The organism is Micromonospora sp. CPCC 205539 (assembly GCF_036906815.1).
In the GTDB taxonomy this organism is placed as follows: domain Bacteria; phylum Actinomycetota; class Actinomycetes; order Mycobacteriales; family Micromonosporaceae; genus Micromonospora.
The window spans coordinates 493,682-517,884 of the sequence record NZ_JBAKHW010000001.1 but is presented as its reverse complement, the minus strand read 5'-3'; the positions used below and the strand labels follow the sequence as shown (position 1 = coordinate 517,884).

Sequence of the window (24,203 nt, the reverse complement as noted above, 5' to 3'; positions counted from 1 at the left end):
CGATCACGGTTCGGTCTCGAAGTCGGTTCGCGTCATGACGGTGCGTGAGCCAGACAGTCGACCCCCGGGCGCGTCCCCGGATGGCTCTTAGTGATCTTGGCTGCTGGCGCGTCGGCTGCCCGGGGCCGACAGCGTGCCGCCGCGTGTTCGCTGCGTGACGAGCCCCTCCCGGTGCCATTACTGGGCGGTACGACGGGGACGACGGCGAAGAACGATCCTTTGTACTGTCCCACTCAGTCCATCACGGGGGGACTGCCGGAGTCGCGTGGCGCGAGCGGGACGTTGTCCTGCCTCGCCGATCGCCCGTGGACCGGCAGGTCCACATCCTCTGGCCGAACCGCCGCGAATCCGGGCTCATTCGGTTCCATTCGTGAGGACGTGTTGTGGACATCAGACTGAGCAGGAAGGCCGACCGCTCGATCCGGCCGGTGAGGCGACACGGCACCGGGCGTGCCCTGGCCGGGCTCGCGGTGCGCGGCGGTCTCGTCGGGGCGCTCGTCGGCGGGGTATTGGCGGGTGCGCCCGCACATGCGGCGCCCGCGCCGACGCACCTGGCCGCTCAGGTCGAGAAATTCGACCGCGACGGCGGGCCGGTACGGACGAAGGCGTGGCCGTACACGCGGCAGCGGCAGGAGCCGGCACCGGCGCCGGTCTGGCCCGCGGCCGGCTCGGCCAGCGTCAGCCTGCCGGTCGGCGCGGCGCGGGCCACGAAGGTCCGTGCCAACCGACTCCCCGTTTCGGTGGCTCGTGCCGCCGGATCCGGCGGTGACCGGCTGTCGACCGTGCAGGTCGCACTGCTCGACCGGACTTCGGCACCGAAGGCGTGGCAGGACGGCCTGTTGCTCCGGGTAGGCGGGAATCACGAGAGCTCGGCGGCCGGGATGGCGCAGCTGTCGGTGGACTATCGCGACTTCCGGTACGCCCATGGCGGGGACTGGGCATCCCGACTGCAGCTCTGGCGGCTGCCCGACTGCGCGCTGACCACGCCGGGCGCGGACGGCTGTGCCGCGACCCCGCTGCCGTCGGCCAACAACACCAGAGAGGGTGTCGTCACCGCTGACGTGCCAGTGCGGTCCGCGAGGTCGACCGCGGCTGCCGGCACCCTCGTCGCGCTGGCTGCGGGCCCCTCCGGGTCCTCCGGCGACTTCACCGCGACCTCGTTGGCGCCCTCGGCCACCTGGTCCGCGGGCGGGTCGGCTGGTGACTTCAACTGGTCCTACGAGATGGGGACGCCGCCGGCGATCAGCGGCCCAGCGCCCACCGTCGAGATCTCGTACTCCTCGGGCAGCGTCGACGGCCGCTCGGAGACGACCAACAACCAGCCCTCCTGGCTGGGGGAGGGCTTCGAGTACGCGCCGGGATACATCGAACGGCGATACGTCAGCTGCCTCGACGACATGGCCAACGGCGCCAACAACACCACGAAGACCGGCGACCTGTGCTGGCGATCCGACAACGCCACGCTTTCCCTCAACGGAAGCGGTTCGGAGCTGGTCTACGAGGCGGGCAAGGGCTGGCACGCCCGTGACGAGGACGCGTCCCGGATCGAGAAGCTCACCGGTGCCGGCAACGGCGACAACAACGGCGAGTACTGGAAGGTGACCGGCGCGGACGGCACCCAGTACTTCTTCGGCCTGCACAGCCTTCCCGGCCAGACCGCCACCACGAACTCGGCCTGGGCCGTCCCGGTCGCCGGCAACCACTCCGACGAACCCTGCAACCAGGCCTCCTTCGGCTCGTCCTTCTGCGACCAGGTGTGGCGCTGGAACCTCGACTACGTCGTCGACGTCCGCGGCAACACCATGTCCTACTGGTACGACAAGGAGAGCAACAAGTACGCGCAGAACCTGACCAACAGCGACGCCACGTCGTACGTCCGGGGCGGCCAACTCGCCCGGATCGATTACGGCACCTGGGACCGGGGTTCGACCGACCGGTCGGTCAAGCCGGTGACGCAGGTCCTGTTCGCCACCGCCGACCGCTGCGTGACCTCGTCCTGCGCCACCCACAATGCCGCGAACTGGCCGGACACCCCGTGGGATCAGGAGTGCACCGGGAGCAGTTGCTCCGGTAAGTACTCGCCCACGTTCTGGTCGACCCGCCGGCTCGCGAAGGTCACCACCCGTGTCTGGGACACCACAAGGTCCACCCCGGACTGGCAGGACGTCGACTCGTGGACCTTCGGGCATTCGTTCCCGCCCACCGGCGACGGCTCCGATCACGCCGGACTGTGGCTGGACAAGATCGTGCACGCGGGTCTGGTCGGGACGGCCATCACTCTGCCGCCGGTCACGTTCACCCCGGTCTCCATGCCCAACCGGGTGTTGACCGCCAACAACACCTCGAACAACTGGCAGCGTCTGGACCAGATCGTCACCGAGACCGGCGCAAAGATCGACATCGACTGGGACCGGTCGGAGTGCTCGTCGAGCAACCTGCCCTCCGCGCCCAACACCAACACGATGCGCTGCTACCCGGTGCGTGTGCCCGACCCCGACGACCCAACGGGCAAGGCGCTGATGACCGAGTGGTGGCACAAGCATCGGATCAAGTCGGTCTCCGAGTCGGACCTGCCCACCTGGCAGACCGGACACCCGGCGCCCAACAAGTACACCTACTACGAGTACGTCGGGACGCCGGCCTGGCACTACGCCGACGACGACGGCCTGACCAAGACCGACCGCAAGACCTGGGACCAGTTCCGCGGCTACGCCACCGTACGGACCCGGGTGGGGGATCCGGGCGACCAGACCCTCACCGAGACCCACTACCTGCGCGGCATGCACGGTGACCGCCTCGCGCCCTCCGGCGACACCCGCTCGGTCACCGTCCCGGCCTCGCTGGGCTCGGAGACCGTGTACGACGAAGACCAGTTCGCGGGCATGGTACGCGAGGAGATCGTCTACAACGGGGACGAGTCGAAGCCGGTCTCCAAGAGCGTCTCCGTGCCCTGGAGGTCCAAGGCGACCGCCACCCGCACGATCAACGGTGACACCGTGACGGCTCGCTTCACCGGGACCAGGGTCAGCTACGCGGCCCAGGCTCTCGGCGTCAACGGCGCGCGCGGCTGGCGCACGTCACGCACCGAGAACTGGTTCTCCGACACCTACGGCACGGTCGACCGCACCCAGGAGGACGGCGACACCGCCAAGGGCGGCGACGAGAAGTGCGCCACCGTCCTCTACAACCTCGCCACCGGTGCCAACCTGGTCAAGGCCGTCAAGCAGAGGACCATGACGGCGCTGCCCTGCGGTACGGCGCCGACCAGCACCGATCAGGTGATTGCCGACGCGCGCTACTACTACGACGGCGCCACGAGCGTCGACACGGCACCCGTCGACGGGGCGGTGACCCGGACCGAGAGCCTCAAGGACTGGTCCCCGACCGGCGGCACGACCTGGCAGACCACCAAGCAGAGCACCTTCGACGCCTTCGGTCGCGTCCTCACCAGCACCGACGTCAAGGGCAACATCACGACGACGGCGTACACCCCGGCCAGTGGCGGCCCGGTCACCCAGGAGACGATCACCGGTCCGGCACCGTACAACTGGGTGACGACCAAGCAGCGCGAGCCGTACCGGGGAAACACCACCCGCACGACGGACCCCAACGGCGGCGTCCTCGACGTGGCCTACGACGCGCTGGGCCGGAACTGGCGGATGTGGAACATTGGTTGGCCGTACGCCGACCACGAGGCCAGCCCGTCGGTCGAGTACACGTACACGTTCGCGCCGAACCGGGACGCCTACCCGTACACCACTACCAGGACCCTGCACGCCGGCGGCGGGTACCGCGTTACCTACAACGTCCTCGACTCCCTCCTGCGCGAGCGGCAGACCCAGATCGCCGGCGTGGGCGGCGGAACCGTGGTGACCGACACGATCTACGACAAGCTGGGCCGCGCCGCCACCACCTACGGGGCACACGCCGAGCCCGGCAGCCCGTCCGGGACTCTCTGGTGGGAGCCGGAATGGTCGGTGCCGGCGGTGAGCAAGACCGTCTTCGACGGTGCCAGCCGGCCGACCGCGCAGATCTTCTTCGGTACGGACGGCGTCACCAACCTCGTCGAGAAGTGGCGGACGACCACCAGCTACGAGGGTGACCTGACCAAGGTCACGCCTCCGGCGGGTGGCACCCCGACGACGACGGTCACCGACATCAAGGGCCGCAACGTCGAACTGCGTCAGCACACCACCGCCAACGGGGTCAACGGGGCCTACCAGTCCACCTGGTACACCTACAACCCGAAGGACAAGCTGGCGGCGGTCACCGACCACCTCGGCGACAAGTGGTCGTACGTCTTCGACGTCAAGGGCCGGGTCACCCGCATCACGGACCCGGACAAGGGCACCTCGCAGAGCCAGTACAACGAATACGACGAGCTCGAGAAGACCACGGACGCGCGCGGCGAGGTGATCTGGTACAGCTACGACTCGCTGGGCCGCAAGACCAATCTCCGTGATGACTCGGCGACCGGCGCACTGCGGGCGGAGTGGAAGTACGACAAGCTCTACACCGGCTCCACCACCGGAGCGAAGGGCCAACTGACGGAGGCCTACCGCTACGACTACCCGAACGCGGTCACCAACACCTACAAGTGGCGGGTCAGCGGTTTCAACACCCGGTACCAGCCCACCGGTGTGAACTACGTGATCCCGGACGGGGAGGGCACCGGCCTGGCGGGCACCTGGTCCTACGGATACGGCTACTCGCCGTACGACGGCAGTCCCACGTCGGTCACCTACCCGGCGGGTGGCGGCTTCACCACCGAGAAGGTCACCACCGACTACGACTCGGTCACCGGTCTGCCGACATCGCTGAACACCAACGCCATCAACGTGGCGAGCTACGTGATCGGCCAGCAGTACACCGCGTACGGCGAGCCGACCATCACCACCCGCAAGACGGCCGGCGGGGTGTACGTGGAGGACGCCACGTACTACGACCTCACCACCCGTCGGGTGACCCGCACGTCGGTCAAGCCGGAGACGGCGACGGGGACGGTGTCGGACCGGAACTACAGCTACGACGACACCGGCAACATCACCTCCATCGCCGACGTGCCCCAGGTCGGCTCCGCCGACACCCAGTGCTTCCGGTACGACGCGCTGCGCCGCCTGACCAGCGCGTGGACGCCGAAGGCGGGCGTGACCTGCGGCACCAGCCCCTCGGTCGCCAACCTGGGTGGGCCGGCGGCGTACTGGCTGGACTGGACCATCGACGAGATCGGCAACCGCCGGCAGGAGGTGAACCACACCAGCGGCGGCGACACCACCCGCACCTACGGCGTTCCGACGGCCGGAGCCGGCGCGGTGCGTCCGCACGCCGTCGACCAGGTGACCGGCACGGTCACCCAGAAGTACGGCTACGACGCTGCCGGGAACATGGCGTGCCGCCCGGCGACGGCGGGTGCCAACGACTGCACGACCGGCACCGGATCGCAGAACCTCACCTGGGACGCCGAGGGGCGGCTCGCGACGGTCACCGCGGGCGCCAGCCTGCTGGAGTCGGTCATCTACGACGCCGACGGGGCTCGCCTGCTCCGCCGGGACGCGACCGGCACCACGTTGTACCTGCCCGGGCAGGACATCCGACGCGACAACAACTCGGTCGTCAGCGGGACGCGGTACTACACCTTCGCCGGCAAGACCGTCGCGTCCCGGAACCCGAACGGACTCACCTGGCTCTACACCGACCACCAGGGGACCCAGCACACCGCCGTCAACAACGCCTCACAGGCGACGGTCCTCCGCCGCCAGCTGCCCTACGGCGGCGCCCGGGGCAACGTGCCGGCGTGGCCCACCACCCGCGGGTTCGTCGGCGGGGACACCGATCCCGTGGGTCTGACCCACCTCGGTGCCCGGGAGTACGACCCGGCTCTCGGGCGGTTCATCTCGGTCGACCCTATTCAGGATCTCACCGACCCGCAGCAGTGGAACAGCTACACGTACGCGAACAGCAACCCCACCACGTTGTCGGACCCCAGCGGGCAGAAGTGGGAGGAGGAGACCACAGCTGCCTACAACGAGAGGCTGCTCAAGCACTACACCGAGCAGAGGGACAAGCCCAAGGTCCCGACCGTCAAGAACACAAAGCTTCGAGGCCTCTTGGATCAGGCCTACAACCGGGAGGTCTCGCAGAGCTGGAAGGGGGACGGCAAGACCGCGACGGCGGTACGGATCGAGATCTCCTCAGGTCAGGTCGTGGGGTCCAAGGGTTGGCACTACAAGAAAGCCGCGGCAGCCTTCAAGGGACTCACGGACCTTCTTGAGGACGACCGCAATGCGCGGCGTAAGGGTCAGCCACCTCTGCTGACCGATCGCGAGCGGCAGATTGCGCTGGACGAAGCCAGGGAGTTGTTCTCGTCGCTCCAGACCAAGGACACGAGTGGCAGGTTCATGGCCAACGTGACGTCCACGGCGCAGGGTCGGGAGATGCTCAACGAGGCGAAGCAGAACATCGAAGAGGGGTCTAAGGCGTACTCCGTGAGAGAGATCACGGGGACGAAGTTCGACGTCCGGAAGCGCGACGGAAAGGTCATCAGGATCGCCCCTACGAGTGGCCCGAAACTGGCCGGCGTCGCGGGCATGCTGAGCGTCGCGGGTGATCTGGTCATGATGTACGAGTTCAGCAAGGCGTTCGCGTCGGACGACCCCGCCGCGATGAACGATTTCCTCTGCGGCCTGGGCTCCCCGGCGTGCAGTCCCTATCTGGGCACCACGGACAATGGTGACTCGTATTTCCGCGGCGAGGACGGTGGTGTTTTCGTGGTGCCGGGGGCCTGACCTGCACCACTGAACACCGCCTCCGGCCGTCACCGGTAGAGTCCGCTTCTACCGGTGACGGCCGGAGGTTTTCCCCCTGTCGGATACAGCCTTGCCTGGAGATGGTGGATGTCGACTCAGCCCTGGGCTTTCGGCCCGGTGGGAGACCTCGCGTGGCAACACTTCCCGGAGGCCCGGGAGCAGATCATGGAACTGGTCTGCGACGAGCTGCAACGCGCGATCGACGCTGACCGAATGCCGCATCCCGTGGACCAATTCGATTACGCGACGCACGCCGTTGGTCCACTGATTCGGGACCTCGGCCGGGTCGACCTCGACCGTGACCTGGTCCGGCGCTTCTGCCTGTTCTGCCGTGACCTCCTGGCCTACCCCGGCCCGGACGGGTCCAAGGCCTCCTACGCGCTCGGCATGTACGTGCTCGACGGATTGGACGGCCCACCCGTCGTCCGGGTCATCCGGCAGGTCGACCCGGGTCTGATCGACCTGGTGCAGGCCCGCTTCCCCGGCACGTGGGCCGAGGAGTAGGGGAGTGAGCCAGCCCCGGGCGTGAGGCCAGTTCGCTGGTAGGTGCAGCACGCAGCGGCTTCGGTAGCGGGCTTCGACGGTTATCGCCGGCGGGGTCACGCAATGGCGGGCGGTAGGGCTGGCGGTCGCCGACAATGCTCAGCGTGGCACCCGCCTTCGTCCTACACCACCACCGCAAACCACGCCCGCACTTCGACCTTCGGCTCGAGGAGGGCGGTGTGCTGCGTTCCTGGGCGGTGCCGCGCGGTCTGCCGGACAGGCCCAGCGACAATCGGCTCGCGATCGCCGTGCCCGACCATCACCTCGACCATCTCACCTACGAGGATGCCGACAAGTCGATCGCCGACATCGGCACGTGGGAGGAGCACGACCGCACCGACAGCCGGATGCTGTTCACGTTGCATGGCCGCACCGGTCGTCGGCGATACGCGCTCATTCGTACCGGAGAGGGGTGGCTGCTCCACTTGACGAAGGAGCAGCCTCCGGCCGAGCGCGGATAATCGTCGCCCGATGTCCGTCCGTCCCAATACCTAGAGCACCTCCAGGCCGATGGCCTGATCTGCGGCAGTCTGGTCAGGTGGAGCTGCTGCGTAACAACTCGTCGACGAACTGCGCCTGGTCAATTACCCTGTCGTGATGGTCGGTTGCGTGGGCCTCTTCGAGGAGCCGGGCGAGCCGGCGATTCTCCGGCTGGTCGGCGCGCAGGCGATCGACGCGAGCGTGGCCGTCTCGATCAACCCCGTACCAAGACGCGACCCTCGGCTACCCCACGTTCGGCAAGCCCATGCTCCTCAGCGATCGAACACTGATGATGGAGAAGACCGTGAACAACGACGTCACCCAGTACATCAACAAGACGCAGCCATGGCAGATCGACGTATGTGAAAAGCTTCGTGCGATGGTCGAGCAGGCCGTTCCAGGTGTCGAGGAACGACTTCAGTACGGCAAGCCGCACTACCTCAAGAACGGCCACTACGCGGCCGTCATCGCCGTAGCCAAGTCCAAGGTCTCGTTCATGGTCTTCAACGCGACGGACATCCCTGAGGTCAAGGGATTCCTCCGCGCGATGGGCAACGGCGAACGCAAGACCGTCGACATCACCGAAGGGCAAGACGTCGACTACGGCGTACTCGCCAGCATCCTGGGGAAGACCACGGCTGCCTTGTAGTGCTGACCCCGTCAGGGCGATCCGTCGATCACCTGCTCGCCGGCCCGGTACACGACGAGCGGGCGGCGCAGTACCGTGATGTCGCTCGTCGGGTCGCCGGCCACGAGCAGCAGGTCGGCGTCGAATCCGGGGCGGATACGGCCCTTGCGGCGCCCCAGTCCACACACCTCGGCGCCGACCGAGGTGGCCGCGGCGAGCGCGGCGGTGGCGGGAATGCCGCACGCGACGTACTCGACGAGCGTCTCCGGCAGGATCCCGTGCGGCTTCGCGGGGCCGAGGCCCGCGTCCGACCCGGCCACCAGGCGGACCCCGGCCCGGTGCAGGGTGGCGACGCCCTCGCGCAGCGTGGCCTCGCTGAGCCCGGCCCGCGCCGCCATCGCCACGACCTCCGGCGGCGTGACCACGGCCGGGTCGGTGCCGAGCGTCGCGCAGACCGCCACCGTGGACGTGGCCAGGCGCTCCGCGATCGCGTCGGGCACCTGGGCGCCGGTCGCGGTCACGCACGTGCAGTGCTCGATGCCGTCGACACCGACACGCAGCGCCTGCTCGACCGCGCTGAGCGCGTGCGCGTGCGCGGTCACCGGCAGGCCCAGTTCGTGCGCCCGGCTCACTGCGGCGGTCAACTCCTGGTCGGTGAACTGCGGCCGGGTGGTGTCGGTGCCGGGGGTGAACACGCCGCCGCTGGCCATGATCTTCACCAGGTCGGCTCCGGCCGCCGCCCGCCGGCCCACCGCCTCGCGGATCCCGTCGACGCCGCTCGCCTCGCCGCCCATCGACCAGCAGTGCCCGCCGACGCTGGTGATCGGCGCGCCGGACCCCACGACCGTTGGTAGGTCGTCGCGCACCTCCCGGTCCCGCCATCGGAGCACGGCGTCGCGCCGGTCGCCCAGATCCCGGACGGTCGTGACACCTGCCGCCAGGTGCGCGCGCAGTGACGCCTCGACGACCGCGTCGAGGTCCGTCTCGGGACGCTCGGCCAGCCGGCCGAGCGCGTCGGACCCGGCATCGGCGCACAGGTGCACGTGCGCGTCGACCAAGCCGGGCAGCAGGGTGCCGTCCGGCTCCTCGCGCACCGGCCAGCCGTCCGGCGCCTCGGCCCGACCCCGGTGCACGTCGGCGATGCGCCCGTCGTCCACCAGGATCAGCACCCCGCCATCCACGAGCCGCTCGCCGTCGAACATCCGCGCCGCCCGAACAGCATGCTTCGTCATCGACCCCCCCGTTGCATTCAACCGCTTCGGCCAGACCCTCAGCTGACGGCGCTCCGCGAACACGGGGCTCTGGTCAGCGTGAAGTACGACGCGGAGGCCACCAACAGTCCGACGCCCCAGAGTGTGTAGCCCCCCATTTCCAGCAGCAACGGCAGGAACGGACCACCGAAGTCACCACGGACCCACGCGGTCATACCGGCGATGCCGAAGTACGCGGTCAGGCTCGCGCCGATGAACAGCCCGACGCCGAGTACCAGCCACCGGGGCACCGGTCGCCCGCGCATCGGGCCCAGCCACGCCGGCCAGAGCCGGCCCCACCGGTGCGCCAGAGCCAGCGGCAGCATCGTGCCGGCCAGGCTCATCAGCGCGAGGAAGACCACCATCGCGGTCCAGGAGAATCCGTCCGCCCTGCTCGCCGCCGACGGCCACTCACCCGCGACCGTGTCGTCCAACCACACGCTCATCCGTGCCAGGAACCCACCGACGGCGAGGTAGGCGCCGGCATAGGCCCAGCCGGGAGACCCCTCCTCCCGACGCTCCGGCGACCTGCCGTGGACCCGCCCACAGGACTCGCAGGGGTGCGCGGCCCGGCGTCGTTCGCTCGCGGCGATGACCAGGCAGAGGACGCCACCGACGGCACCACCGCCGGTGGCCAGCAGACTGACCACGCTGTCGGTGCCACCGCCCTCGAACAGAATCGACACGATGATCACCGGAAAGAGAAACGAGTACACGCACAGGCCGACGCCCGCGGCGGCGTTGAGACCGGCGAGCACGTAGTGGCCAGCGTCGCTGAGCCCTCGGCGTGTGCTCAGGACGACGGCCGCGCAGCTGAACATGGCGGCCGCGGCAATGACCACGGGAATCCAGCCGCCGGGAAAATAGGATTCTCTGCCCATCAGGAAATCCGGCACGCCGTCGATGGCCCACCACAGATGGACCAGCCCGTAGGCGGTCTGCCACGCCACTGCGAAGAGCCCGAACCCGATCGCCGGTTCGCCGGCGACACCTGTGGGCCGGCCAAGGAGATCGACGTTCATGACGGCATCACCATGGCCGAAGTCTCCCGGCCCCGCCTTTGACAATGCTGAGAGAACCTGAGAGACCGCTCAGTCACCGGACCCATCGGCCCGATTCGCCTGCCCTGCCCCGCCCCGCCGCCGACCAGACGACGCCCGTGGTCCCGATCAGCGAGCCCGGCGCCGACGGGCCGTTCGTGTTAGGCAGCCGTAGTGGTGGCGCGAGCGGGCCCGTTCCGGGATATCCTTGACGCATATGGCTACCTATCGCAGCGCCTCAGTGCTCCTCTCGTCCGACGGCACCAGGACCCCCGGCACCGCCGCGCTCTTCGCCGAGCCCGCTCGCAGGGGCGGGACCCAGCCGTGGGCGGGTGACTTCCGCCCCGCCAACAGCGCCGGCAATGGCCCGAAGAACGCGGTCGGGAAGACCTTTACGTTGGAGCTGCCCGACGGCAGCACCGGCAAGGTCGTGGTCCAGAGCCTCAAGAGCGGGAAGGGAGGCGTCGTTCTGGCGCTGATGGGCGAGGACGCACCCCCCTTCTGACCAGGAAGGGCTTCCCTCGGTCGGCGGCCCCTGTCAAGCGGGGCCTGCCGGTCGGCGGCCACCCCCCGAGCAGGGCCACCGGTCAGCGGCGGCCGGCGGCCAGGGCGATGAGGTACTGTCCGCCGCCTGCGTCGACGCTTGCGGTCACCGGCAGTCCGGGCACCAGCCGGGAGAACCGGTCGACCAGCCAGTCCGCCGCCTCCTGCGCGTCCCTCTTGCTCGCACAGCGAGCGACCAGCTCGCGGCCACCCTTGCGTTCGAGTCGCTCGGCGACGGTGATCAGCGGCGCGGGCTCCACGACGTGCAGACGGTCCGGCCAGGCGATGACCACCTTGACCGCGCCCTTGCGGGTGTTGCAGGCGCGGTGCGCGAGTCGCTCGGCGACCTTGGCCTTCTTGTCGGTGGTGCGGCTGTCGACGCTGGGCCCACGTGGGTCGTTCACCGACCTGTCGGCGTCGACCGGCTCGTCGCACACCCAGCATCGCCAACCGTCACGGCTCGCGACGTCATCGAGGAGACTCATCCGAGCAAAATAGCCTGTCAGCCCCCGGGCAACGACAGCCCCGGCCGCGGCGAGCGCCGCCAGCCCGACAAAGGGTGCGAGGGTCGACCTACTTGATCCACGGGGTACGGGTGGTCGAGGATCGACGTCATGGAGGACGCGGAATTCTCGCAGGAGTGGGTCCCGTTGCTGGCCCACCTGGACCGGCACGTGTCTTCCGGGCGTCTCTCGCCGGACACGGCGGCGTTGTCCGATCTGATGAGCATCTATCAGGTGCCGGGCGTCAGCATCGCCGTCGGAGACGTGAGCGGGCGGATGTGGACGGCGGGGTACGGCGTCACTGGTGGCGAGACGTCGACGCCGGTGACCGCGGGCACCGCGTTCGCGGCCTGTTCGATCAGTAAGCATGTCGCCGCGTTCGGCGCGCTGCTGCTGGTCCAGGACGGCGTCCTGGATCTCGACACCGACATCGGCGACTATCTCACCTCGTGGCACCTGCTGGACCTCGAGGGGCAGCGACCGAGAGTGACGGTACGCCAGTTGCTGGCGCACACGGCGGGGTTGTCCGACACCTGGTACCGCGGCTACGCCGCAGATCGCGCCCCGTCGCTGTTGCAGGTCCTGGAAGGCAGCGGCTCGACGACTACTCCACCGGTGCGGTCGACCCTGTTGCCGGGTAGCCGTTTCCGGTACTCGGGCAGCCACTACTCGGTGCTCCAGCAGCTGATGGTGGACGCGACCGGAACCCCGTTCGAGGATCTCCTGCACACTCTGGTGCTGGCGCCATTGGCCATGGCCGACAGCAGCTTCGACCAACAGTTTCCGCACCGGCGACCGCACCTGGTGGCTCGTGGACAGCACGGTGTCGGTACCGGGATTTCCGGCGGTTGGCGCGTGCAACCGGAGATGGCCGCGGCCGGGCTCTGGAGCACGCCGACCGACCTGCTCCGGCTCGACCTGGAGATCGCTCGGGCGGCCTCGGGACACTCGAAGCTGCTCGGCCGCGACCTGGCCACCGAAATGTGGAAACCGCAGATTCCCGGCGGCAGCTACGGGCTCGGCACTGAGGTCGACGACCGCGCCGGGCTTCGGCGTTTCGGGCACACCGGGTCGAACGTCGGCTATACCTGCTTCTCCTACGTGTGGCCCGACAGCGGCACCGCGGTCGCTGCGATGACCAACTCCGAGGACGGATGGGAGCTGCTGACCAGCATCCGTGCCGCCGCGGACCGTCGGTACGCCACCAGTGTCACAGCCGCGCCACCTGGTGACGTGACGGGCCGCTACGTCCTACGCGACGACTACCCGATCGACATCACTGTCACCAACGGCCAGCTGACCTTCTCCGCCGCTGCCCAGCAACCGGTTGTACTACGGGCAGCCCCAGACGGTCGCTACCTGCACCCAGGACTCGATCTGGAGGTCCGGTTCCTCCAGACCGACGACCAGCCCTACGTTCTGGAACTGCGGCAGGAAGGAGTCGCGCAAACCGCGATTCCGGTGAACAGGGAGAGCGCCACGTCCCGCAGGGCCGCAGATCAGGGCCGACGACACAGCTAGGGCCTGTGTCGGAGTCGGTCACAGCCACCCGTTGATGGCGGCTTCGTAGCGGACGGCCAGCTTGTCGAAGTGCGGGTCGAAGGCGGTTGGCCGGCCACCTTTGGATCCCTTGGCTCGCCGGTGGGCGTCCTGGTCGGCCTTGCTCGGGATGGTCGCAGTGATGCCGCGCCGACGTAGGTAGGCCCGGTTCGCTTTTGACGTGTATGCCTTTTCGGTTTCGGCTGCTAGGCCGCTGGACCTAGACGCTCTCCGCTGGGTCTGAGCGCGTGCGCTCGCCCCACCGGACGACTGCCGGGGCGGCCAGGCCAACCGCGACGAAGATGCCGCCCATCAGCAGCCAGCCGGGGGCGCCCCAGGCGATGCAGAGCAGGGAAAGCATGGAAGGAGCGGCGATATTGGCCAGGCCTGTGCCGAGCCCGAAAACGCCCGTGTATTGCCCCTGCGCGTGTGGAGGCGCGAGTCGGAACTGCAGCTCGAGCGAGCCAGCCGCGTGCCAGAGCTCGCCGACGGTGTGCGCGGCGACTCCCAGCGTCATCACCGTGACGGCGAGCCATCCGGGGATCGTCGATGTGGCGGCGATCAGTGCCATCCCGATCAGGAACGCCAACCCGGAGCGGCGCATGGCTCGCCCTGCCGCTGGGCTGGTGTCGATGCCCCGGCTGGCTCTGACCTGGAGCGCCGCGACGAGGGCGGTGTTGACCAGCACGGCCGCCCCGACGAACCAGCGCGGGGCGTGGGTGTGCGAGATGATCCACACCGGCAGTGCGAAGACCAGTACCTGGCCGTGAATTCCCATGATGGCGTCGAGCATGGTGACTGCCATGTAGGGCTTGTCCTTCAGGGCGATCCAACGCCCGACCGTGGTGGGCACTGGGATGGGCGGCAGTGAGGGCAGACGGGTGATGATGGCGGCGCATGCCACGAAGCTGGTGGCGTTGCCGACGATCAGGGCCAGGTAGGCGGCGCGGGTGTCCAGTTGCACGGCGGCGCCGGCGGCGAGGGCACCGCAGCATCCGGCGAGGTTGGCAACCGACCGAAGATAGGCACGGTACGAGGCCGGGTTGGTGCCGGCGAAGCCGCGCACCAGCGGGCCGCGACACGCCCCGCCGGCTGATTGAGCGAGCTGGGTCAGGCATACCAGGACGACGAACAGCCAGAATGTGTGGACGAAGGCCAGGGCGGCCATGGTGGCGGCTCGGATGATCAGAGTCAGCAGATAGACCTCGCGCGGGCCGCGCCGATCGGCGAGGTGCCCCGCCGGGATCCCGGCGAGCATCCCGACGAGAGCTGCGATACCCAGGCCCAGGGCGACCTGCGCAAGGGGAAGCCCGACGGAGCGGGTGAAGAAGAGCACGGCACTGGCCATGAAGATGCCACTTCCGAGCATGTTGACGAAGGTCGCGATGGCCAGGACGCGGCGAGGGCCCTGATCGGGGATGAATCCTCGCGCAACGAGCCATGAGCTGCTCGGCGGTGGGACGGGAACGAACGACGTAGTCGTTGTCTGCAAAGTGCGGGAGCCTCTCGTCGACGGTCGTGGACTCGTTGCAGGGCTGCCCTGCCGGGTGCCGCTAATCGAGGCTGGCCAACTCCTCGGGAGACAGGCGCAGCGTCCCGGCGGCCACGTTCTCCACCAGATGATCGGGGTTCCCGGTGCCGGGGATGGCCAGCAGGTGCGGCCCGCGGCTGAGGGTCCACGCGATCCGCACCTGCGCCGGCGTCACGCCGTGCGCGCGGGCGATGGCATGCACCGCTTCGTTGGTGGCCACGCCGCCGGCCTCACGTTTGTCGCCGGCGATCGCGAAGAACGGCACGAAGGCGACACCCTGCTCGCCGCAGGTGCGCACTAACTGGTCGTGCGTGCGTCGGGTGTCGACGCCGTACGTGTTCTGCACGCAGACCACCGGGGCGATCGCCTGTGCCTGCGCGAGGTGGTGCGGGCGAATGTTGGACAGGCCGAGATGCCGGATGAGCCCGGCGTCGCGCAGGTCGGCCAGCGCGCCGAAGTGCTCCGCGACCGATTCCAGGCCGTGTTGGCGCAGGTTCACGACGTCCAGATGGTCGCGGCCGAGCTGGCGCAAGTTCTCCTCGACCTGCCCCCGCAGCTGGTCCGGCCGGGCCAGCGGCAGCCACTCCCCCGAGGGGTCGCGGCCCGGCCCGACCTTCGTGGTGATGACCAGGTCGTCGGCGTACGGCGACAGCGCCGTGTTGATCAGTTCGTTCGCCGACCGGAGCGGCGAGAAGTAGAACGCCGCCGTGTCGATGTGGTTGACGCCGAGCTCGACCGCCCGGCGCAGCACGCCGACGACCATGGCGCGGTCGCTCGCCACGCTGCCATTGTGCGTCAGGCGCATCGCGCCGAATCCGATCCGGTTGACGGTCAGGTCGCCGAGCGTCCAGGTGCCTGCGGACCCCGCACTGATCATGTTGATGGGCATTCGGCGAATCTAGCCATGCCTGCTGACCTGCGCAGTCGGTTGTCCGCCCGATACCGCGCGGGCAAGATCACTGCTAACTTATCTATCGTGGGAAGCGCTCCGCCGGACATCGCAGCCCGCAGTTCATTCCGGTCCTGACCACATCCGTGATCCGCCTATGCGGCAGCTGGCCGTCGGAGGACGAGGCCCGATCGGTCCTGGTCAGCTTCGACTCGGCGTCCGCTACGAAGCCACGTTCACCTCGCTGATATCAACGAGTGGCGGTGACCGACTCTGATACAGGCCCTAGTGCTTTTTTCACCGAGGGCTCTCCTTGATCTTCGGGATCGGCGTGCCGTCGTCGCACTGCACCTTGATCTCGCTCTCGTTGCTCGCGGACAGCAGCACCACCCGGATCTCCTTGGCGGGCCCCGAGTTGTAAATCTTGACGCGGTAGCCGGGCGCGGGAACGAGGCTGACGGCGCGAGCTTGATCGCCGGTGCAGAGCACAGTCACCGCGCCGCCGAGCGCCTGGAAGGGTGTACCAGGCTTCGCGGAGGTCGGCGCCGGTGCGGCACTCGGCGGGTCCGCCGGCTGCCCGGCGCCGGGTGGGGTGGTACGGCCGGGGCTGGCCGAGGAACCGGCTTCGGCGGTAGGTCCGGCCGGCCCAGCCGGAGCGGCTGACGTGCGGCGTGGTGGCGAGACTGGTGCGGGTTCCCCCGAGGGCTGCCGGGAAGCAGATGGCTCAACGGCAAACGCGTCGAAGGTGGCGCCGGGTGGGGTGGCACCGGAACGAGGGGCGATCCCGCCTGATCTGCCGTCGAGGGGCAGGACCTGGGGGAGCATGAGTGCACTGATCCCTGCCACCGCCGTCAGGACTAACGGAATCAACACGGCAGGTGGGATGCGGCGACGCCGACCGGTGGAGGGAGCGGCGCTGGCCGGGACTGACGCAGGTACGACGGGCTGCGGCACCGCCGGTTCCGCCCGCCGCTCTGCGTCATCGGAGAGACCGTGCAAGGCCGTCGCCACCTCCGCGGCGTCCGGCCGATCGGCGGGATCCCTGGCGAGGCAACGGTCGAGGAGGCGGTGCACCTCGGGTGACACTCCGTCGATAGCAGGCAGCGGTGCCGGATCGACGTACACGTGCGCGATCATCATCTGTGTGGGGGTCTCTGCCGACCAAGGCAGCTCGTTTGTCAGCGTCCGGTACAGCAACAGCCCGAGCGCGTAGACGTCGGAGGCCGGCAGGACGGTGCCACCGGTGAGCCTCTCGGGCGCGAGGTAGGCCGCGGTACCCAAGAGTTGTCCGTCGGCCTCCAGCTCCGGGCGACCGACCGTGGTGGCAATGCCGAAGTCGACCACCTTCACGCCGGCGGGTGTCAGCATCACGTTGGATGGCTTGATGTCCCGGTGCACAAGATTACGGTCGTGCGCTGCGGCGAGCGCCTCGGCGACCTGCGCGCACGTCCGCATCGCGGCGGCCGGCGGCAGCGGACCGGCGGCAAGTCGCCGGGACAGGGTCTGGCCGGGCAGCAACTCCATCACCACGTATGACACGGGGCGGCCGCCAGGATCGGTGTGCTCGCCGTAGTCGTACACGCTCGTCACGTGGGGGTGCCAGAGGCCCGCCGCCGCCCTGGCCTCTGCCTGGATGCGTCGACGGGGCCCCGGCGCGGCGTCGGCCAGGACCTTGATCGCCACCGCACGTTCGAGGACTCGGTCCCACGCCTGCCACACGATCGACATGCCACCAGCGCCGAGCCGGGTCTCGATCTGATACCTGTCGCCCAACAGATCACCGACCATCACTGGGACAGCTTGCCAGAGCGGAGCCGCAGCGGCATGGCGAGCGAGTCCGCGCCGGTCAGGGCATCACGCCGTCCGCAGCCGTCGGGGGCGTGAGGCCGCACGCTCACGCCGCAGACAGCTCGCCGGGCGGCGAGGCAGGGCCGAATCGTCGAGCCGTTCCGGCCCTGCCCGCCCGTTGCGACCCGCCGCGACCGTCAGGCCCTGATCCGCTCGGCGACCCGTGTGGCGAGGGCCTTGAGCTGCTCTGCGGAGAGCGGCGGCTCCGGCTGCGCGGCGACGGCCTGCTCGTCGACCCCTACCATGTTGCTGACGCTCGCGTTGAACGCCCGGTTGCCGGGCAGTTGGATCGAGACGATGTGCTGCACACTTCCGTTCCGCTTCCCGGTCAGCGTCTCGGTCTTCATCCGGAGGCCACCGGGCGTGGCCCCCTCCACGCAGACCCGGTGGTAACGGGCGTCCCCGTACCCCGCCGGCAGCTCGCACGGCCAGTGGTATCCGGCGGGCTCGAAGGGGTCACCGGGCCGGCCGCTGGGCCCGGGCTCGACGACGTCCGGGGAGATCGACACCGCCAGTGGACCCTTCCGGCCCTGGTACGACACGCCGGATCCGCCGCTGACCATGTCGTCGCGGCCGTGGTGAGTGAACACCGGCGGCCGCCCATCGGGCTTGCGGGCTTCGCCGACAAAGTCGGGGATCCAGAACCACGTCGACCCGGGCGCCACCGCACGCAACGCCGCGTTGAACTCCGCGCTGAGGCGCCTCGCGCTGGCCTCCGCGCTCTCGTCGGTGTCGAAGACCAGGCGGAAACCGGGGTCCGCGGCCGTTGAGGTGGGCGCGGTCAGCGGCGGGGCGGGCGTCGGGCCGGGCCCCTGATCGTGTACGGCGACACCGACGCCGACCGTCAGCGCCAGGACGACGGCCAGCGGGCCGCCGATCAGCCGGACGCCGCCCGCGCGTCGTTCCCGCCGGACGATGCCTTCCACATCCACCCGGGGCGGGGGTGGTGTCCCGATCAACTCGTCGAACAACTGGTGACCCATTATCTGCTGCCTCTTCCTCAAGCCTGGCCGGTGACGACGGTCCGCAGGTTCGCCAGCCCGCGTGCCGACTGACTCTTGACGGTGCCGGTGGAGATGCCGAGGATCTGCGCGGTCTCCTCCACCGAACAGTCCAGGTAATAGCGGAGCACGAGCACCGCCCGCTGCTTCGGGCCGAGCGAACGCAGCAACGCGGCGAGTCCCTCGCGGTCGGTGACCGTCTCCGGGGCCGCCGCAACCACGTCCGGCAGCGTCGCGCTCACCTGTTCCCGCCGATTCCAGGGCCGGCGCCGCTCGTCGAGCCAGGCGCGGGTCAGGACCCGCTGGGCGTACGCGTCGCGGTTGTCCGCCTGACCGGCCGTGCGCCAGTTCCGGTAGAGCTTCGTCACCGCGGCCGACACGACGTCGTCGGCGGTGTGCCAGTCCTGACTGAGCAGGAACGCACTGCGTCGCCAGCGATCCATCCGGCACGCCACGAAGTCGCGGAAGTCGTCCTCGTCGGCCCGCCTCACCTGGGTTCTTCCCCACCGATGACCATCACGGGTCTGTTCTCTGCGCTGACTGTCACGGCCGTACGACGCAGCGGCCGCGCCCCGGGGTTGCACCGCCCGAGGACGGGGTCAGACGAGCCGGCCGTCGTGGGCGAGCAGAGCGATCTGGGTACGGTTGTCGAGGTCCAACTTGGTCAGGATGTGCGATACGTGAGCCTTCACCGTGGTGACGCTCATCAGCAGTTCGGTGGCTATCTCGGCGTTGGCGCGTCCCTGTGCGATGGCCAGCACGACGTCGCGTTCCCGTGGCGTGAGCAGGGCCAGCCGGTCACGCGCCTGCTCGAAGGACTCGGCCCCGGACGCCACCCGCTGCATGAGGCGACGCGTGACGCCCGGTGACAGAATCGGGATGCCGGCCGCGACGGCGCGTACCGCCACGCTGATCCGCTCCGGCGGAGTGTCTTTGAGCAGGAAGCCGCTGGCGCCGGCCCGTAGGGCCCGCACCACGTGTTCGTCGGTGTCGAACGTGGTGAGCACGATGATCTCGGGTGGCCGGTGGCGACGACGCAGACGCTCGGTGGCGGTGATGCCGTTGACGCCGGGCATCCGGATGTCCATCAGCACCACATCGGGCATGTGCCGGTCCACCGCGGTGATCGCCGCACCGCCGTCGGCGGCCTCGCCCACGACGACGATCCCGTCGGCGCCGTCGAGCATCATCGTCAGCATTCCCCGTACGAGGGGATCGTCGTCGACGATGACGACCCGGACGGGGCTCACCTCGGCCACGGCAGCCACGCGTTCAGGTGGAACCGGCCCGAAGCGTCGATGTGGTGGGCGACGCGACCACCGGTGAGGGCGGCCCGTTCGGCGAGACCGATCAGGCCGGCACCGCTGTCCCCGGTGGCACCGCTGTCGGGCGTGGTCGGGTTGCTCACCGCGATGGTCAGGCCGGAGCCGGGCGCGCCGCCGAGAGCGAGCCGGACCGGCTGCCCGGCGGCGTGCTTGCGGGCGTTGGTCAGCGCCTCCTGCGCGATCCGGTAGGCGGTGCGGCCGACCGTCGGGGACACCTCGACCGGCGGGCCGAGTGGGTCGTCGACCTCGATCTGCTGCCCGGCGGCTCGAGCCTCCTCGACCAGGCGGGGCAGGTCGGCGAGGGTCTGCCCGGGCGGTGCGTCGGCCGGCGACTCGGCGTCGTCGCTGCGCAGCAACGTGATCACCTCGCGCAGCTCGTCGAGGGCGTGGTGTGCGCTGGCCCGGATCACCCCGGCGGCGGCGCTGAGCCGCTCGGGCGGCGCGTCCGGTCGGTACTCCAACGCGCCGGCTGCCGCCGCCAGCAGCGACAGCCGGTGGGCCAGCACGTCGTGCATCTCGCGCGCGATCCGGCTGCGCTCGGCGGCCCGCGCCTCGACGACCCGCCGTTCCTGCTCCTGCTCAGCCCGCCGGGCCCGGTCCCGCAACGCCGCCAGCAGGGCGTGCCGGGCCTGCGCCCAGGTGCCCCAGCCGAGCAGGGCCGCGTACGCGGCCGCCATCAGCACCAGCCGCCACCCGTACGGCAGGCTGGGCACCGGTCGCCAGAGCGCCTGCACCGCCTCGCCCGCCACGCCGACCACCGCCACCACTGCCGCCTGTCGAAACGGCCGGTTGCGGGCGGTGAACAGCACCGCGAAGCTCGCCACCGGTGTGGCCACCGGCGACAGCGCGACCAGCAGGCCGGCCAGCACGCCGCCGACCTCCGGGCGGCGGACGACCACCGGGACGAGGGCCAGGGCGGCCACTGCCAGCGCGACATCGGCGCGGACCAGGACGGCGGGGCCAGACCGGGTGGCGGACCACAGTGCGGCCGCGACGAGGATGCCGATCGCCACGGTCGTCACGCCCACCGGGGCGGTACGCCATGCCCGCGGCGGGTCGACTGCGCACGTCGCCGGATCCACCAGCGCAGGCTACTGGCCTCTTACCGGGCCGGACCACCTCCTTTGGTAGTACGCGGCGCCGCCGAGGGATGTACCCGCTTCGGCGTCCGGACCGACGTGCCCGGCCCGGCCCGCTCCACAGACTCAGGGCATGACGAACAACCTTCTCCTGCGTCGGGCCGCGGTGGCGGCCGGTGCGATCCTGGTGGCCGCCGCCGAGTTCACGATCCTGCGCTCGGGGGCCGGCGTCGACCTGGCGGCGACCTCCGGAAACTCGACCCGGCAGATCACCGTGACCGCGGTCGTCGTGGCCGCCGCGGTCGCGGCACTGGCCGGTTGGGGACTGCTCGCGGTGCTGGAACGCTGGACCGAGCGGGCCCGTGTCTGGTGGACCTCGATCGCGGTCACGGTCCTGCTGCTGTCGCTCCTGGGCGGGCCGCCGAGCGGTGTCGGCGGGGGAGCGAAGGCCGCACTCGCCCTGCTGCACCTGAGCGTCGGCGTCGTCCTCATCCTCGGCCTGCCCCGACCGCGTCCGGCAGGGCTGAACCGATGATCACGTCGACCGTACGCAAGCAGGACGGGGTCTTCGTCCTCGACTCCGCTGCGGGGCCTCGCGCCTCGCTGCGTACCGGCTGGACCCGGCGGTGCGGGGAGATCCGCACCGCCGCGGGCATCTGGACGGTCCGGCCGACCGACCGCCGGCGCATCGGGTTCACCGCCCACGCCGAGCACGGCGTGGCGGTACGGCTCGACCCGCGCCGGTCGCACGTGCCGGGGCCCGGCGGGGTGGCGCGTTGGGCGCCCGGTCGCTGTGGCGGTGAGCTGGTCCGCGACGGGCAGCGGCTCGCGGTGCGTCTCCCCGGCCGCTCCGGCGGGCCGATCCGCGTCGACGTCACGGGCGTTTGGGCCGAGGTGGAGCTGGTGACGCTCACCGCCTGCTTCGCGCTGCTGAGTCGACGGCGGCAGCGCACCTTGATCATGATGGCGGTCGTCAGTGGAGGTGCCCCGGGTTGACGGCGGGCGCGGCGGTGCCGCCGCGCCCGCCGCGGTGACCGGCTCAGGAGCCGAGGACCTCCAGCTCCCACAGCGAGTAGCCGTACGCGGGCAGCGCCCGTTGGGTGCCCTGAACGCGCAGGTAGCGGCCGGTCGCCGAGACGGCGATGTCATCCACGCCGCCGTCACCCGTGGTCGTGGTGTGGATCGGCGTCCAGGTGACGTTGTCCGGCGAGACCTGGATCTGGTACGCCCGCGCGTACGCCGCCTCCCAGGTCAGCCGGACCCGGTCGAGGGTGTGGGACGCGCCGAGGTCGACCGAGATCCACTGCGGGTCGGCGTACGCGCTGCCCCAGCGGGTGGCCGTGTTGCCGTCCACGGCGTTGGCCGCCAGGTGCGCGCTGCCGGGCTCCACGCTGGACGCGGTGACCGGCCGACCCCGGGAGAGCAGGGTGCCACCGGTGGCGGTGCCGTAGACGTTGAGGTCCCACAGCGAGTAGCCCCACTGGGTGGCGCGCTGGGTGCCGTACACCCGCAGGTAGCGGCCGGTGCCGGTGACCGTGAGGTCGTCGACGCCACCGTCTCCGGTGGTCGTCGTGTGGACCGGTGACCAGGTCACGTTGTCCGGCGACACCTGGACCTGGTACGCCCGCGCGTGGGCCGTCTCCCAGGCCAGCCGCACCCGGTTGATGGCGTACGTGGCCCCCAGGTCGACGGTGATCCACTGCGGGTCGGCGTAGGCGCTGCCCCAGCGGGTGGCCGTGTTGCCGTCCACGGCGTTGGTCGCCACGTGCGCGCTGCCCGGCTCGACGCTGGAGGCCGTCACCGGCCGGCCCCGGGCCAGGTCGGTGGCGGGCGGCTCACTCGGGCCGTCCGTCTTGATCCGCACGTTGCGGTAGTTGATGTCCATCCCGGCGCCGTCGTTCTGCAACCCGATGTAGCCGTTGGCGATGGCCCGGCTGCTGACGTAGTCGTTGATCTTGACGCCGTTGAGCCAGATCTCGACCCGCTGGCCGTGCACGCCGATCTCGTAGGTGTTCCAGGAGCCGGGTGGGTTGAGCGCCGCCGCACGGGCGGCCTGGTTCGGCGCCTGGAAGCTGTAGACGCTGCCGGTGGTGCGCGTCGCGTCGCCGTCGGTGGCGTCGATCTGGATCTCGTGACCGGCGTTGACCGGCCCCCAGGGGTCGCCCTGTGGATCGGGGAAGCCGATGAAGACCCCGCCGTTGTCGTCGCCCGGCATCATCCAGTCGACCTTGAGCGAGTAGTTGCCGAAGGTGCGCACGGGGTACCAGAGCAACCCCATGCCGCCGTTGGAGGTGAGGGTGCCGTCGGTCAGGGTGAAGCCGCCCGGCCCCGCCTGCCGCCACTGCCCGAGGCTGGCCTGGGTGCCGTCGAACAGCGGGGTGTAGCCGGGCTCCGGCCGGCAGTCGGCCGCCACCGCCCCGGCCGCCACCTGGATGCCGCCGAGCAGCATGCGGGTGAAGTTCGGGTCGCTGTAGCTCTCCTCGGTGTGGCCGAGGCCGGTGTACCAGGAACGTCCGCCGCCGTAGCTGTGGCACCAGGTGATCGGGTGGTCACCGTTCATGGACCCACCGGAGTACGACGACTCGTCGAGGTTGGCCAGCACCTTGACCGCGGAGCGGGGGTTGGCCCGGTAGTTGTACCACTCGTCGGTGCGGGTCCAGGTCGACGGCAGGTGCGCGGTGGAGGCGTTGGCCCGGTCCTCGACCCGGACGGTCGCCTGCTGGGTGGCCGGGTGCGAGGCGAAGTACGCCCCGACCAGGCCGCCGTACCAGGGCCAGTCGTACTCGGTGTCGGAGGCGGCGTGCACCCCGACGAAGCCACCGCCAGCGGCCATGTACGCCTCGAACGCGCCCTGCTGGCCGGTGTTGAGCACGTCGCCGGTGGTGCTGAGGAAGACCACCGCCTGGTACTGGGCGAGGTTGGCCGTGGTGAAGGTGGCCGCGTCCTCGGTGGCGGTGACGGTGAAGCCGTTCGCCGCACCGAGTTGTTGGATCGCGGCGATGCCGTTCGGGATGGAGGAGTGCCGGAAGCCGGCGGTCTTGGAGAAGACCAGGACCTTGCCCAACGGTGCGGCCTCGGCCGGGGTCGGGGCCACCGTCGTCGCGCCGGCGGCGACGGTGATCCCGGCGACCACGGCGGCGGCGACCGCGGCGATGGCGCGTCTGCGCATGAAAGCTCCTTGGGGTTGGATGGGCGGAC

Annotated in this window: 19 protein-coding genes and 1 pseudogene; 8 read left to right on the top strand and 12 right to left on the bottom strand. The window is 70.0% G+C overall.

What is annotated here, in order from left to right; all coding sequences use genetic code 11:
- Positions 1 to 383: 383 nt before the first annotated feature.
- The 4 genes from V6V47_RS02175 (at position 384) to V6V47_RS02160 (ending at position 8,478) form a co-directional block, all read left to right on the top strand.
- Entirely contained in the window at positions 384 to 6,785 is a 6,402-nt protein-coding gene (locus V6V47_RS02175) for an RHS repeat-associated core domain-containing protein (protein WP_334626213.1), read from the top strand.
- Positions 6,786 to 6,893: 108 nt separating this feature from the next.
- On the top strand, positions 6,894 to 7,310 hold the full coding sequence (locus tag V6V47_RS02170; RefSeq protein WP_334626212.1) for a hypothetical protein: 417 nt from the start codon (positions 6,894 to 6,896) through the stop codon (positions 7,308 to 7,310).
- Between the two features lie 134 nt (positions 7,311 to 7,444).
- Positions 7,445 to 7,810 (top strand): DNA polymerase ligase N-terminal domain-containing protein, encoded by a 366-nt coding sequence (locus V6V47_RS02165; protein WP_334626211.1) that lies wholly within the window; start codon positions 7,445 to 7,447, stop codon positions 7,808 to 7,810.
- A 323-nt stretch (positions 7,811 to 8,133) separates the two neighbouring features.
- The gene (locus V6V47_RS02160) at positions 8,134 to 8,478 is read left to right on the top strand and encodes a DUF1801 domain-containing protein (RefSeq protein WP_334626210.1); all 345 of its coding nucleotides are present in this window, start codon (positions 8,134 to 8,136) and stop codon (positions 8,476 to 8,478) included.
- An 11-nt stretch (positions 8,479 to 8,489) separates the two neighbouring features.
- Here the strand turns inward: V6V47_RS02160 and V6V47_RS02155 are convergent, their stop codons facing one another.
- The gene (locus V6V47_RS02155) at positions 8,490 to 9,689 is read right to left on the bottom strand and encodes an amidohydrolase family protein (protein ID WP_334626209.1); all 1,200 of its coding nucleotides are present in this window, start codon (positions 9,687 to 9,689) and stop codon (positions 8,490 to 8,492) included.
- A 38-nt stretch (positions 9,690 to 9,727) separates the two neighbouring features.
- The gene (locus V6V47_RS02150; RefSeq protein ID WP_334626208.1) at positions 9,728 to 10,729 is read right to left on the bottom strand and encodes a hypothetical protein; all 1,002 of its coding nucleotides are present in this window, start codon (positions 10,727 to 10,729) and stop codon (positions 9,728 to 9,730) included.
- 235 nt (positions 10,730 to 10,964) lie between these two features.
- On the opposite strand from V6V47_RS02150, the gene V6V47_RS02145 reads away from it, so the two are divergent.
- Positions 10,965 to 11,252 carry a hypothetical protein gene (locus tag V6V47_RS02145; RefSeq protein WP_334626207.1) on the top strand — a complete coding sequence of 96 codons (288 nt, stop codon included), beginning with the start codon at positions 10,965 to 10,967 and terminating at the stop codon, positions 11,250 to 11,252.
- 82 nt (positions 11,253 to 11,334) lie between these two features.
- Here the strand turns inward: V6V47_RS02145 and V6V47_RS02140 are convergent, their stop codons facing one another.
- Positions 11,335 to 11,775, bottom strand: coding sequence for a hypothetical protein (locus V6V47_RS02140; protein WP_334626206.1), 441 nt, complete (start codon positions 11,773 to 11,775; stop codon positions 11,335 to 11,337).
- 129 nt (positions 11,776 to 11,904) lie between these two features.
- Between V6V47_RS02140 and V6V47_RS02135 the strand changes: the two genes are divergently transcribed.
- Positions 11,905 to 13,314: a serine hydrolase domain-containing protein gene (locus V6V47_RS02135; protein ID WP_334626205.1), complete on the top strand. Its 1,410-nt coding sequence runs from the start codon at positions 11,905 to 11,907 to the stop codon at positions 13,312 to 13,314.
- 18 nt (positions 13,315 to 13,332) lie between these two features.
- Here the strand turns inward: V6V47_RS02135 and V6V47_RS32665 are convergent.
- The 8 genes and pseudogenes from V6V47_RS32665 to V6V47_RS02095 form a co-directional block, all read right to left on the bottom strand.
- Positions 13,333 to 13,527, bottom strand: a pseudogene (locus V6V47_RS32665) (IS5 family transposase); the annotation flags it as partial.
- Between the two features lie 25 nt (positions 13,528 to 13,552).
- Positions 13,553 to 14,719 carry an MFS transporter gene (locus V6V47_RS02125; protein WP_334626242.1) on the bottom strand — a complete coding sequence of 389 codons (1,167 nt, stop codon included), beginning with the start codon at positions 14,717 to 14,719 and terminating at the stop codon, positions 13,553 to 13,555.
- Between the two features lie 166 nt (positions 14,720 to 14,885).
- The gene (locus V6V47_RS02120; RefSeq protein ID WP_334626204.1) at positions 14,886 to 15,752 is read right to left on the bottom strand and encodes an aldo/keto reductase; all 867 of its coding nucleotides are present in this window, start codon (positions 15,750 to 15,752) and stop codon (positions 14,886 to 14,888) included.
- Positions 15,753 to 16,049: 297 nt separating this feature from the next.
- Positions 16,050 to 17,540, bottom strand: coding sequence for a serine/threonine-protein kinase (locus V6V47_RS02115; protein ID WP_334626241.1), 1,491 nt, complete (start codon positions 17,538 to 17,540; stop codon positions 16,050 to 16,052).
- Positions 17,541 to 17,737: 197 nt separating this feature from the next.
- Positions 17,738 to 18,583 carry a hypothetical protein gene (locus V6V47_RS02110; protein WP_334626203.1) on the bottom strand — a complete coding sequence of 282 codons (846 nt, stop codon included), beginning with the start codon at positions 18,581 to 18,583 and terminating at the stop codon, positions 17,738 to 17,740.
- Between the two features lie 17 nt (positions 18,584 to 18,600).
- Positions 18,601 to 19,092 carry a SigE family RNA polymerase sigma factor gene (locus tag V6V47_RS02105; protein ID WP_334626202.1) on the bottom strand — a complete coding sequence of 164 codons (492 nt, stop codon included), beginning with the start codon at positions 19,090 to 19,092 and terminating at the stop codon, positions 18,601 to 18,603.
- 108 nt (positions 19,093 to 19,200) lie between these two features.
- A complete protein-coding gene (locus tag V6V47_RS02100) occupies positions 19,201 to 19,851 on the bottom strand; it encodes a response regulator transcription factor (protein WP_334626201.1) in 651 nt (216 codons plus the stop codon).
- On the bottom strand, positions 19,848 to 21,008 hold the full coding sequence (locus V6V47_RS02095; RefSeq protein ID WP_334626200.1) for a sensor histidine kinase: 1,161 nt from the start codon (positions 21,006 to 21,008) through the stop codon (positions 19,848 to 19,850). Before V6V47_RS02095 ends, V6V47_RS02100 begins: the two co-directional genes overlap by 4 nt.
- 130 nt (positions 21,009 to 21,138) lie before the next feature.
- Between V6V47_RS02095 and V6V47_RS02090 the strand changes: the two genes are divergently transcribed.
- Together V6V47_RS02090 and V6V47_RS02085 are read left to right on the top strand one after the other, a co-directional pair.
- Positions 21,139 to 21,540: a DUF6069 family protein gene (locus V6V47_RS02090; protein ID WP_334626199.1), complete on the top strand. Its 402-nt coding sequence runs from the start codon at positions 21,139 to 21,141 to the stop codon at positions 21,538 to 21,540.
- Entirely contained in the window at positions 21,537 to 22,001 is a 465-nt protein-coding gene (locus V6V47_RS02085) for a hypothetical protein (protein ID WP_334626198.1), read from the top strand. Before V6V47_RS02090 ends, V6V47_RS02085 begins: the two co-directional genes overlap by 4 nt.
- Before the next feature lie 43 nt (positions 22,002 to 22,044).
- Here the strand turns inward: V6V47_RS02085 and V6V47_RS02080 are convergent, their stop codons facing one another.
- On the bottom strand, positions 22,045 to 24,174 hold the full coding sequence (locus tag V6V47_RS02080) for a ThuA domain-containing protein (protein ID WP_334626197.1): 2,130 nt from the start codon (positions 24,172 to 24,174) through the stop codon (positions 22,045 to 22,047).
- Between the last annotated feature and the right edge of the window lie 29 nt (positions 24,175 to 24,203).

Bases quoted from the DNA above. Each gene is read 5' to 3' on its own strand.
- V6V47_RS02165 (WP_334626211.1), top strand. From the start codon at position 7,445: ATGCTCAGCGTGGCACCCGCCTTCGTCCTACACCACCACCGCAAACCA.
- V6V47_RS02120 (WP_334626204.1), bottom strand. From the start codon at position 15,752: ATGCCCATCAACATGATCAGTGCGGGGTCCGCAGGCACCTGGACGCTC.
- V6V47_RS02140 (WP_334626206.1), bottom strand. From the start codon at position 11,775: ATGAGTCTCCTCGATGACGTCGCGAGCCGTGACGGTTGGCGATGCTGG.
- V6V47_RS02150 (WP_334626208.1), bottom strand. From the start codon at position 10,729: ATGAACGTCGATCTCCTTGGCCGGCCCACAGGTGTCGCCGGCGAACCG.
- V6V47_RS02115 (WP_334626241.1), bottom strand. From the start codon at position 17,540: ATGGTCGGTGATCTGTTGGGCGACAGGTATCAGATCGAGACCCGGCTC.
- V6V47_RS02135 (WP_334626205.1), top strand. From the start codon at position 11,905: ATGGAGGACGCGGAATTCTCGCAGGAGTGGGTCCCGTTGCTGGCCCAC.
- V6V47_RS02110 (WP_334626203.1), bottom strand. From the start codon at position 18,583: ATGGGTCACCAGTTGTTCGACGAGTTGATCGGGACACCACCCCCGCCC.
- V6V47_RS02080 (WP_334626197.1), bottom strand. From the start codon at position 24,174: ATGCGCAGACGCGCCATCGCCGCGGTCGCCGCCGCCGTGGTCGCCGGG.
- V6V47_RS02170 (WP_334626212.1), top strand. From the start codon at position 6,894: ATGTCGACTCAGCCCTGGGCTTTCGGCCCGGTGGGAGACCTCGCGTGG.
- V6V47_RS02090 (WP_334626199.1), top strand. From the start codon at position 21,139: ATGACGAACAACCTTCTCCTGCGTCGGGCCGCGGTGGCGGCCGGTGCG.
- V6V47_RS02085 (WP_334626198.1), top strand. From the start codon at position 21,537: ATGATCACGTCGACCGTACGCAAGCAGGACGGGGTCTTCGTCCTCGAC.
- V6V47_RS02145 (WP_334626207.1), top strand. From the start codon at position 10,965: ATGGCTACCTATCGCAGCGCCTCAGTGCTCCTCTCGTCCGACGGCACC.
- V6V47_RS02155 (WP_334626209.1), bottom strand. From the start codon at position 9,689: ATGACGAAGCATGCTGTTCGGGCGGCGCGGATGTTCGACGGCGAGCGG.